Source organism: Deltaproteobacteria bacterium, assembly GCA_016930875.1.
Lineage (GTDB): Bacteria > Desulfobacterota > Desulfobacteria > Desulfobacterales.
The window spans coordinates 19,755-29,268 of record JAFGFW010000195.1 but is presented as its reverse complement, the minus strand read 5'-3'; the positions used below and the strand labels follow the sequence as shown (position 1 = coordinate 29,268).

The following is a 9,514-nucleotide window of genomic DNA, read 5'->3' as shown; positions in this document are numbered from 1 at the left end:
CGACGTTGGACGTTCAATGTTCGATGTTCGACGTTCATCTTTCAAAACAATTCCGTACGGCATAAATGTAACCTGTGAACGGTTACAAAAGAAAGCTGTTTTTTTCTTGCCTCCAACCTCTAATCTCGAACCTTGAGCTTCTTAAACAGCGGATTACTGACTACGGGCAACGGACTCTCAAAAAACGCAGTTTGTAGTAGTGGGAAGTACAATCTATACTCTCTGCCCTTTGCTTTTTGCCCTTTCCCTGGCCTGGTGGGCACCCATGCGTATGGCAGCCAGGAGGCTTCCCGGGTCTGCTTGGCCTTTTCCGGCAATATCATAGGCCGTGCCATGGTCTACAGATGTCCGCACGATGGGAAGCCCCAGAGTTGTATTTACCCCATCGGCAAAGTGGACCATCTTAAAGGGTATCAGCCCCTGGTCGTGGTACATCGAGATAACGGCGTCCCACTTGCCTTTCAGGGCCTGATAGAACAAGCTATCTGAAGGATAAGGACCGGACACATCAACTCCGGCCTTGGCAGCCTGGCAAAGAGCCGGAGAGATGATCCGGCTCTCTTCATCTCCGAACATGCCGCCTTCACCTGCATGAGGGTTCAGGGCTGCGGCCACCAGTTTCGGCTTTTCAATGCCAAACGAGTTTCTGAGCGCCTCTTCCGTGATCCTGATCGTCTTAAGGATTGCGTCAATCGTAAGCTCTCCGGAAACCCGGGCCAAAGGGATGTGGATGGTTACCAGGGCAACCCTGAGCCTATTTCCGGCGAGCATCATTACGTACTCTGAGGTTTTTGTCATTTCGGCAAGGAGTTCGGTGTGTCCGTCATAGTCAAAGCCGGCTGTGCGCATGGCCATCTTGTTGATGGGGCAGGTGGCCAGACCGCGAATGCGGCCCTGCATGGCCCAGTCCGCACCCTCGGTGACATATTTCACCATGGCCTGGCCCGTTGCTCGACTGGGACGTGCAGGTTGAAGCTGATCACAGTCCAAATCAGAGAGTGCGGCGACGTCTATCATACCCGGCTCGTAATGCCCGGCCTCAGGGCCGGAAACATCTCGAATAATCAAGCCCGTTCCAAACCGTTGGTTCATTGCGGTCAACACTCTGACATCTCCAAGGACAATGGGTCGGCAAATATCATACAGGGATCTTTGGGAGAGCGCTTTCAATATGACTTCAGGCCCGATCCCGACCGGATCTCCCATGGTGACACCTATGATAGGGCGGTTGCTCATGACAGCTGAATGTCCTTTCTTGCCAATTTTCCTACAGGCTTGGCGCCGGAAAGTCAAACAACTAACTGCCTCGTTGCCGTCAGTTTTTTTTATCTCTGGAAAAACAAAACATTATGGCCTGGCGCAAGTTTTTTTGCGCGTTTTCTAGAAAATAGAAGAAAATCGTAGAATATTGGAGCTTCTGAGATCGCGAAGGTTTTCAAGATCTGTCATAAAATCCGCAAGGGCTCTAAATTACACGGACATCACGGGTCTCTCTGGAAGGGGCAAATAATAGAGCTTTTGGAGCAACGACAAATCAATAGCCTGTAATATGAAGTAGTTATAAGATGTTGAAAACTATTTCACGAACTGGTCAGGACCTGCTTCTTTTCGGTTTGACAATGAACGGTCCATATCCTACAAGGCAGGCACCTTTCAGAAAGCAGGACTGCACTTTTCAGATTTCTCAGCAAAAGCCGATATTTTGACCTTTTTTAGAGGAAATTGTAAACCCAAAAGATATGTGGTCCATGGAATTCGCACGCAACGAGCCATGACCGTGTGGCAATCCAAGTGGGCGCCATGGCGATTTGACAGCCCTTTTCTTAATCAAGTCAACGAATGTTATACATCGCTATGAGGTTATGAGATAAAGCCATGCTAGATGCCTGGAATCAAGCCAAAAACAGCATTCACCAGAAGATGCCGGACCACAACTTCAGGCTTTGGATCAAACCGCTGGAGTATGTCGCACGGCAAGACAAAGAAATCATCCTGGCTTGTCCCACCGGTTTTTTCAAGAAGTGGGTTACCCGTCACTATCTCGGTCTGATTGAAGCAGAATTGGAAAGCCTATGTGGAAAAACCTATCGCATTAGACTTGAGCTTTCCAGCGGGCACAATGGCAATGCGTGCGATACGCCCGAGGAAGAACAACTTGTTCTTCCCCATGTTGAAGATCGACAGCGCATGCTGTTTCCCTTTCATATGGACTTCACATTCGACCAGTTCGTTGTGGGGATGTGTAATGATTTTGCCTATAATGCATCTCTGTCGTTAGCCTGTGCAGAAAATGACTACCACAATCCGGTCTTTTTGTTGTCAAGAACGGGCATGGGCAAGAGCCATCTTTCCCAGGCCGTGGGAAACCACATATTGAAAAAGAACTCGGCCATCCGTGTTTGCTATATCACTGCAGAAGAATTCACCAATGCCATGATTCGTGCTCTTCGTCATGATAGCATTGAAAAGTTCAAGGATAAGTATCGGAGGCAGTGTGATGTCCTGCTCTTGGAAGATGTGCAGTTCTTGAGTGGCAAGACAAAAACACAAGCTGAACTGGCCTACACACTGGATGCCCTGTTCGATGCCAAGAAAAAACTCATTTTTACAAGCAGCTATCTCCCGCGCGACATCCCCAAAATGGATGAAAAGCTTACGTCGCGGCTCTCAGCAGGTATAATTTCAAACATTGAATCCCCTGACTATGAGACCCGTGTGCGGATTCTCCGGAAAAAGGCTTCATTGAAACAGATCGATATCCCAGAAGTTGTGATCGAGTATCTGGCAAGCGAACTTGCACAAAATGTAAGGCAACTTGAAAGCGGTCTCATCGGGGTTGCGGCCAAGGCTTCTTTGCTGAATCTGCCCATAGATACCAAGCTGGCCGGAAGTGTTGTAGACAATGTTGTGCGCCGCTCCCAGGAAATTACAATAGAGGGTATACAGAAACTCGTTTGCAAGTATTACGAGCTTTCCATCAAGGATCTCATATCCAGGTCACGCAAACGCAACATCTTGCAGCCCAGACAAATCGCTATGTATCTGGCCAGGCGTTATACTGGCCAGTCTCTCCAGGCCATTGGCCGGAGCTTCAACCGCTACCACGCCACTACCCTGCATGCCATAGGAACCGTGGAGAGGTTCATTAGGGAAAACGGGCCTGTCCAGAAGCAGGTGGAGTTCCTTTCGAAAAAAGTGGAGTCGGGCAACATTTGATTTCGATCATTCCCAAGATTGAGGCCATCGTTGGCCGAGAGCATGTCACCACCGCAGAAGAAGACCTGCTCTGTTATGCATACGACGCCACCAATCGTCACCACTGTCCGGATGCTGTAGTCTTTCCGGGAGATACGGATGAGGTCTCGGCCATCATGAGACTGGCCGATGAATCTCGCATTTTTGTTATTCCCCGAGGCGCCGGTACGGGGATGAGCGGAGGCGCCCTGGCCATTCAAGGCGGATTGGTCATGGTGATGACCCGCTTTAGCCGCATACTGTCCATTGATCCCGATAATCTTGTAGCCGAAGTTGAACCAGGTGTCATTACTGCCCATTTTCAAGAGAGGGTGGAGATGCAAGGGCTCTTTTATCCGCCTGATCCCTCCAGTGCTTCATACAGCACGTTGGGGGGAAACGTGGCTGAGTGCGCCGGGGGACCCCGGGCGGTTAAGTATGGAGTGACGCGCGATTACATCCTCGGCCTCGAAGTAGTCCTTCCCACAGGCAAGGTCATCAAAACGGGCGTACGTACGGCCAAGGGCGTGGCGGGCTACGATCTGACGAGGCTGATCGTCGGTTCCGAGGGGACATTGGGGGTCATTACCAAGATTGTGCTGCGCTTGCTTCCCCTGCCTGAGGTGGTTCGCACATCAACCGCGGTTTTTGGCCGCATCCAGCATGCTGCAAAGACGGTCTCTGAAATCATGCGCTCCGGCATCATACCAAGGACGGTGGAGTATATGGATCAATCTGCCATTTCGTGTGTCGAAGAGTATCTGAATATTGGACTCCCTGTGGACGCAGGCGCCATGCTCCTCCTGGAGGTTGACGGGAGTCCCTCTGCCACGGATATGGCCCTCCGACAACTAGCAGATGTCTGCAGAAAAAATGGCGCCCTTGAGATCAATGTGGCCAAATCCAAACAAGAGGCCGCAGAGCTCTGGCGGGCCCGAAAGGCCATATCACCCGCCCTTTTTCGCCTTGGCCCGGACAAAATTAATGAAGATATTGTCGTGCCCCGCAGCCGGATTCCCGACATCGTTCAATGGATAGACGAACTGAGAGAGCGGACGGGGCTCACCATGGTGAGCTTTGGACATGCAGGCGACGGCAATATCCATTTTAACATTATCCTGGATAAAGGTGACAAGGAAACGCTTGGGCAAGCAGAGAGGGCCGTGGAAGAGCTTTTCAAACACACCATTGCTATGGGAGGGACCATCTCCGGAGAACACGGCGTGGGGATTACCAAGGCCCCTTACCTCGAGATGGAGATCGGCAGCGAGGAAATTGCCCTGATGAAGCGCATCAAGACCGCATTTGACCCCAACGGCATACTAAACCCAGGGAAGATATTTCACGAGACCCCACCTTCCTGTTGAGTAAACATCCGAGCCCAGACGACCCAACTTTCCATGTGAAGTAAATTGACTTATGGGCCAATATTTAATACAATTTTGACAACGTGTTTTTCCTGCAACCTGGGACCGGGAGATGATTTGGAAGCTATGGCTTCCTTTGTGCCTGCATACATAGAAGCCCACGATCGAGGGCTTCTGAAGAAAAAGGTCTGCCAGACAAACGAAATCCTAGAGGCCTGTACGCTCTGTCCCCGGGCGTGTGGGGTGGATCGACTCTCGGGGGAAAAGGGGATCTGCCAGATAGGTGAGCTTGCCATTGTGTCGAGCTTTGGCCCCCATTTTGGAGAGGAAAGTCCCCTCGTTGGGGAACACGGCTCAGGCACGATATTCTTTGCCGGATGCAACCTCCTTTGCATTTTCTGCCAGAATTATGACATCAGCCACGAATGCGAAGGCATGGAGTTCTCTTCAGACGACCTTGCCAAGGCTATGCTTTCCCTTCAGGACAGGGGTTGTCCCAACATCAACTTTGTCACCCCCACTCACGTAGTGCCACAGATCCTGGCTGGTCTTGACAAAGCGGTTGATGCGGGTCTTCGAATCCCCCTTGTCTATAACAGCGGCGGGTTTGATAGCGCCGACACCCTGGCCATCTTGGATGGCGTTTTTGATATCTATATGCCTGACTTCAAGTTCTGGGACCCGGAAGTTGCTAAAGAGCTGTGCGATGCGCCGAATTATCCACAGGTGGCTCGAGAAGCCCTCAGAGAAATGCACCGCCAGGTGGGCGATTTGATCCTCAATGGACAAGGGATCGCCCAAAGGGGTCTGCTAATCCGCCACCTCGTTCTGCCTGAAGGGCTGGCAGGGACGAGAGGTGTTATGCGGTTTCTGGCAAAGGAAATTTCAACCAACAGCTATGTGAACATTATGCCTCAGTACAGACCGTGCGGTCGCGCATCAGAGGTGCCGGCACTCAGTAGAGGCATCACCGATCAAGAGTTCGAGAAGGCCATTGAGATGGCACAGGAGGAGGGAATCACCCGGCTGGATGAAAGGAGGCGGGCGTTTGCGTTGCGGTGGTTCTGATAGAATTCGAAGTAGATATGGATAAAATCTTTGCAGTGGGCGACATACACGGCTGCCTTGACAAGCTAGTCTCGTTAATGGCTATCATCGACATTGACTTGAAAAAGCACACGCTGGTCTTCATCGGAGACTATATAGACCGCGGGCCGGATTCAAAGGAAGTCGTTGACTATCTCATTGATTTGGGTCAAAGGGCGGATCGCGTGGTCTTCCTGAAGGGAAATCACGAATTGATGTTGGAAGACTACTTGAGCGGGGCTGACAGGCTCACGTTTTTGTATAATGGCGGGGAGGCCACGCTGAACAGTTATATGAAAAACACCGGCCAGCTTGAAGCAAACCCTATACCACCACAACATCTTGAGTTTTTTGACAATCTTCGCCTATACTATGAAACGGAAGATTACATCTTTGTCCATGGGGGTTTGAGAGCGAACATTCCTCTTGACGAACAAGACGAACGGGATATGCTTTGGATACGCGAAGAGTTTATCTATACGGACTTTGATTTTGGCAAGCGTGTGATCTTTGGCCACACTCCTTTCCGAGAACCGTTGATTCTTGACAATAAAATAGGAATTGATACCGGCGCCGTCTATGGTAATAAGTTGACGTGTGTTGAGTTGCCTGCTGTGAGATTTTTCAGCGTATGAGTCTTTTTGACTATGTTCGGTATAGGATTACTCTGCTAATACTGAGAAAATAAATATGAAAAGAATTTGTCTCTTTGTAATTTTTTCTATCTTACTAATGGGCGGGGAGGCGAGCGCCAGGCGGCTTGCCGTTTGTGTGGACAAGGCAAACATACGCTCCGGGCCTGGAACAAATCATGAGATCCTGTGGTCTGTCGGCAAGTATTACCCTGTCGATACGGTCAAGAAATCCGGCAACTGGTACAAGATCCGAGACTTTGAGGATGACGAGGGTTGGGTTTTTCACTCGCTGCTAAAAAAAATCCCGACCGTTATTGTCAAGGCTCCTCTGATCAATGTTCGGGAGGAGCCGGGGACGAAGTCCAGGGTAGTATTTCAGGCTGAAAAGGGGGTCAGCTTCAAGCGCGTTGGGAAAAAGGGCAACTGGCTAAAGGTCCAGCATGCAGACGGCGAGGTAGCGTGGATACACAAGTCCCTGATCTGGGGATATTGAGAAGATGAGACTTATACTGATTCAAAAACTACATATTTTTCTGTAACGTCGCAGCGTTTTCGGCCACCTGGGTGGCCAGATTTTTCTTGAATTCTTCGAGCCTTGCTTCCATTTCAGGATCACTGGTTGCTAGAATCTGGGCGGCCAGTATGGCAGCGTTCTTTGCCCCGGCAGCCCCTATAGCCATGGTGGCAACTGGCACACCTGCCGGCATCTGGACCGTGGCCAGAAGAGCATCCAGCCCTTGCAGTGAGGAGGAATCCAGTGGAACGCCGATTACGGGCAATGTGGTCAAGGCCACAATGGATCCGGCAAGGTGGGCTGCAGCCCCCGCCCCTGCAATGATCACCTTCAGGCCCCGGGCCCGGGCAGACCTGGCATACTCTGCCGTTCTTTCCGGGCTGCGATGGGCAGAAGAGACGGTTGCCTCAAAAGGTATGTTGAGATCTTCAAGAACTGAAACGGCTTTTTGCATAACGCCCCAGTCTGAATCGCTCCCCATGACAATTCCCACAACCGGAAGTTTGTTCTGATCATCCGTTTGTTTCATAATCGACCCCTATGCCCCAATAGTGAGACGAAACCTGAGACAACTTGCCCCGTTGTTGTTGTGATCCACGAAGGCCAGCTTCTTGATATTTCTGTATGCCTTCTCCCTTGCTCCTTCCAGTGTTGAGTCCCCTGCCACCAGGTGCAACACTCTTCCTCCGTAGGTGACCAGGCCTTTTTCCGGGTCTTCATCCACACCGGCAAAATAGACAGCAATGCCCCGCTCTATTTGGTCTAGCCCGGTAATCCTGTGGCCCTTTCCATAACGACCGGGATATCCTTTGTTCCACCCCCTGGAGGCCTTGGAGCGGCCCTCCATTGCAATGACGTCCACATAATGCTGATTGTTCCAGACCTGCTTGACCTGGTCCAAGGTCCCTTCCCAAACCGCCGTACCGATCTCAAAGAGATCCGTACTCAGTTTCCGCGCCAGGACCTCCCACTCCGGGTCTCCGTGTCTCACATTGAGTTCGAAAACATCCAGGTTATCATACGGATCCAGATTCAGGCCGAAGTAAAGAACTCCTTTGTATTTCCAGCCCAGACGGTTGTAAATCGCATTAACCGTTGGATTGACGATCTCTTTTATGATCCTGTTGACCAGCCAGGGACTCACCAGCTTGTGGGGACAATAACATCCGGTGCCTCCAGTGTTCAGATTTCCTCCGAACTGCTCAATGGATGCCTTGTCGTCGGAATCAAAGGCAGGCTTATAATCCTGAGCGAACATCTTCAGGGGCAGCACGTGTTCCCCGTCAAGGTAAACAAAGAAAGAGATTTCCGTGCCGTATTTTCTCTCCTCAATGACCACCCTGTTGCCCGATTCTCCAAAGGCCTTTTCGATCATGATTCTCTCTATGGCGGCAACGGCGTCAGCAAGCTCGTCGCAGACGATGGCGCCCTTTCCGGCGGCAAGACCATTTGCCTTGACTACGACCTGATAGCCGATGTTCAGAATGTATTTCTTGGCCTCTTCCGGATCATCAAAGATCTGATACTCTGGTTTGCCGACGCCAATCTGTCGCAAGAGATCGTCGGCAAATGCCCGGTCACTTTCCAGTTTCACATACTCCATTCTCGGTCCGACAGTTCGTACCCCCCTGGCATTCAAGAGATCGATGAGCCCCTCCTCCAAGGGATTCTCAGACCCCACATCAACCAGATCCACATCCTGATCCGCGCAAAAGTCCGCAACTTGCCCAAAGTCCTTCAATCTCACAATCTCTATGAGCTTTCTCTCCTCACGGCCCTTTGCGGTGTGCAGCACCCCCGGATTTCCCGGTGAAAGATAGACCTTGTCAACGTGCTGGCTGTCGGCGTATTTGTCTGCCAGGCAGTGATCCCGGCCTCCTGATCCGTACACTAATACTCTCATAATTCTCCGCTTAAAATGTCCTTTGTATTATCGGGCTAAAGATTGCGGCCTTGTTAGACCGCTTTCAGTTCGGTGCTTGTACAATAGAATGCCGATTTATTTCAAGGTGAAAACCTGGATCATTTTTCAAAGCCCCTGTTTTGTTGATTTAAACCAAGTTCTCGACCGAGAACCCTGGTGGCATAGCGCTCCGTACCGTCCACCCAGGCGAGCATGGCGCCGTTATCCGTTACGGCCAGATCGGAAACACGCCCCTGGCGCTGATAACTTTTGCCCCGGGCGACAATTTTGCCGCCGGCCCATTCTTCGATATCGTTCCAAGTCAGATCGGAAAACCGATCCAGTCGTGTTTTCTTTTTCGGCATTGGTTTACCTTCCGGGTGTTCTCATATCGGAAAAAAGGCAACAACTGAATGTCGCAAATTGTGTCGTGAGATTGTCGCAAGTTCAGCCCGTCTCCTTCATTCGGGACACAAGCTTGTTGGTCGCCCCCTCCGAAACCAACAGATCTTTGTCCAGCATGGCTTTCAGATCCCGTTGCAGAGACCGGCGGTCGACATCGGGGCGCAGTCGCTCGAAGTTCTGGATGGTCAGGATGCCGTCCTCCATGATGTATCCGAGGGCCTTGGCCTGGCGGTCCGAAAGACCGTGTTCCCTGATGAGCACATCCCGGCGGATGGCCATCAAATGACCGTCAAATAAGAAGCCGCGGGCTTAAAGAGAAACAAAGTTCTTATTTTCAGTCCGTTATGATCCCAACCTGTCAAGACCTAAA

Annotated in this window: 10 protein-coding genes; 5 read left to right on the top strand and 5 right to left on the bottom strand. The window is 51.0% G+C overall.

Annotated features, from left to right (window positions below):
* Positions 1-213 precede the first annotated feature (213 nt).
* Positions 214-1,236, bottom strand: coding sequence for a 4-hydroxythreonine-4-phosphate dehydrogenase PdxA (gene pdxA, locus JW883_16430; protein ID MBN1843853.1), 1,023 nt, complete (start codon positions 1,234-1,236; stop codon positions 214-216).
* Between the two features lie 639 nt (positions 1,237-1,875).
* Between pdxA and dnaA the strand changes: the two genes are divergently transcribed.
* From dnaA to JW883_16405, 5 genes are all read left to right on the top strand, one after another.
* On the top strand, positions 1,876-3,216 hold the full coding sequence (dnaA, locus tag JW883_16425; protein MBN1843852.1) for a chromosomal replication initiator protein DnaA: 1,341 nt from the start codon (positions 1,876-1,878) through the stop codon (positions 3,214-3,216).
* Positions 3,213-4,601 (top strand): FAD-binding protein, encoded by a 1,389-nt coding sequence (locus JW883_16420; GenBank protein MBN1843851.1) that lies wholly within the window; start codon positions 3,213-3,215, stop codon positions 4,599-4,601. Before dnaA ends, JW883_16420 begins: the two co-directional genes overlap by 4 nt.
* Positions 4,602-4,727: 126 nt before the next feature.
* Entirely contained in the window at positions 4,728-5,669 is a 942-nt protein-coding gene (locus tag JW883_16415) for a radical SAM protein (protein MBN1843850.1), read from the top strand.
* A gap of 17 nt (positions 5,670-5,686) precedes the next feature.
* Positions 5,687-6,322, top strand: a complete 636-nt coding sequence (locus tag JW883_16410; GenBank protein ID MBN1843849.1) for a serine/threonine protein phosphatase — start codon at positions 5,687-5,689, stop codon at positions 6,320-6,322.
* Positions 6,323-6,377: 55 nt separating this feature from the next.
* A complete protein-coding gene (locus JW883_16405; GenBank protein ID MBN1843848.1) occupies positions 6,378-6,815 on the top strand; it encodes an SH3 domain-containing protein in 438 nt (145 codons plus the stop codon).
* Between the two features lie 28 nt (positions 6,816-6,843).
* Here JW883_16405 and purE read toward each other — a convergent pair whose 3' ends face one another.
* From purE to JW883_16385, 4 genes are all read right to left on the bottom strand, one after another.
* Positions 6,844-7,365, bottom strand: a complete 522-nt coding sequence (gene purE, locus JW883_16400; GenBank protein MBN1843847.1) for a 5-(carboxyamino)imidazole ribonucleotide mutase — start codon at positions 7,363-7,365, stop codon at positions 6,844-6,846.
* A 9-nt stretch (positions 7,366-7,374) separates the two neighbouring features.
* Positions 7,375-8,739, bottom strand: coding sequence for a phosphoribosylamine--glycine ligase (purD, locus tag JW883_16395; GenBank protein MBN1843846.1), 1,365 nt, complete (start codon positions 8,737-8,739; stop codon positions 7,375-7,377).
* 119 nt (positions 8,740-8,858) lie between these two features.
* Positions 8,859-9,104, bottom strand: coding sequence for a hypothetical protein (locus tag JW883_16390; GenBank protein ID MBN1843845.1), 246 nt, complete (start codon positions 9,102-9,104; stop codon positions 8,859-8,861).
* 82 nt (positions 9,105-9,186) lie between these two features.
* Entirely contained in the window at positions 9,187-9,423 is a 237-nt protein-coding gene (locus JW883_16385) for a hypothetical protein (protein ID MBN1843844.1), read from the bottom strand.
* Positions 9,424-9,514: the final 91 nt, after the last annotated feature.

Bases quoted from the DNA above. Each gene is read 5' to 3' on its own strand.
- JW883_16410 (MBN1843849.1), top strand. From the start codon at position 5,687: ATGGATAAAATCTTTGCAGTGGGCGACATACACGGCTGCCTTGACAAG.
- pdxA (MBN1843853.1), bottom strand. From the start codon at position 1,236: ATGAGCAACCGCCCTATCATAGGTGTCACCATGGGAGATCCGGTCGGG.
- purE (MBN1843847.1), bottom strand. From the start codon at position 7,365: ATGAAACAAACGGATGATCAGAACAAACTTCCGGTTGTGGGAATTGTC.
- JW883_16415 (MBN1843850.1), top strand. From the start codon at position 4,728: ATGGCTTCCTTTGTGCCTGCATACATAGAAGCCCACGATCGAGGGCTT.
- JW883_16390 (MBN1843845.1), bottom strand. From the start codon at position 9,104: ATGCCGAAAAAGAAAACACGACTGGATCGGTTTTCCGATCTGACTTGG.
- dnaA (MBN1843852.1), top strand. From the start codon at position 1,876: ATGCTAGATGCCTGGAATCAAGCCAAAAACAGCATTCACCAGAAGATG.
- JW883_16385 (MBN1843844.1), bottom strand. From the start codon at position 9,423: ATGGCCATCCGCCGGGATGTGCTCATCAGGGAACACGGTCTTTCGGAC.
- JW883_16405 (MBN1843848.1), top strand. From the start codon at position 6,378: ATGAAAAGAATTTGTCTCTTTGTAATTTTTTCTATCTTACTAATGGGC.
- purD (MBN1843846.1), bottom strand. From the start codon at position 8,739: ATGAGAGTATTAGTGTACGGATCAGGAGGCCGGGATCACTGCCTGGCA.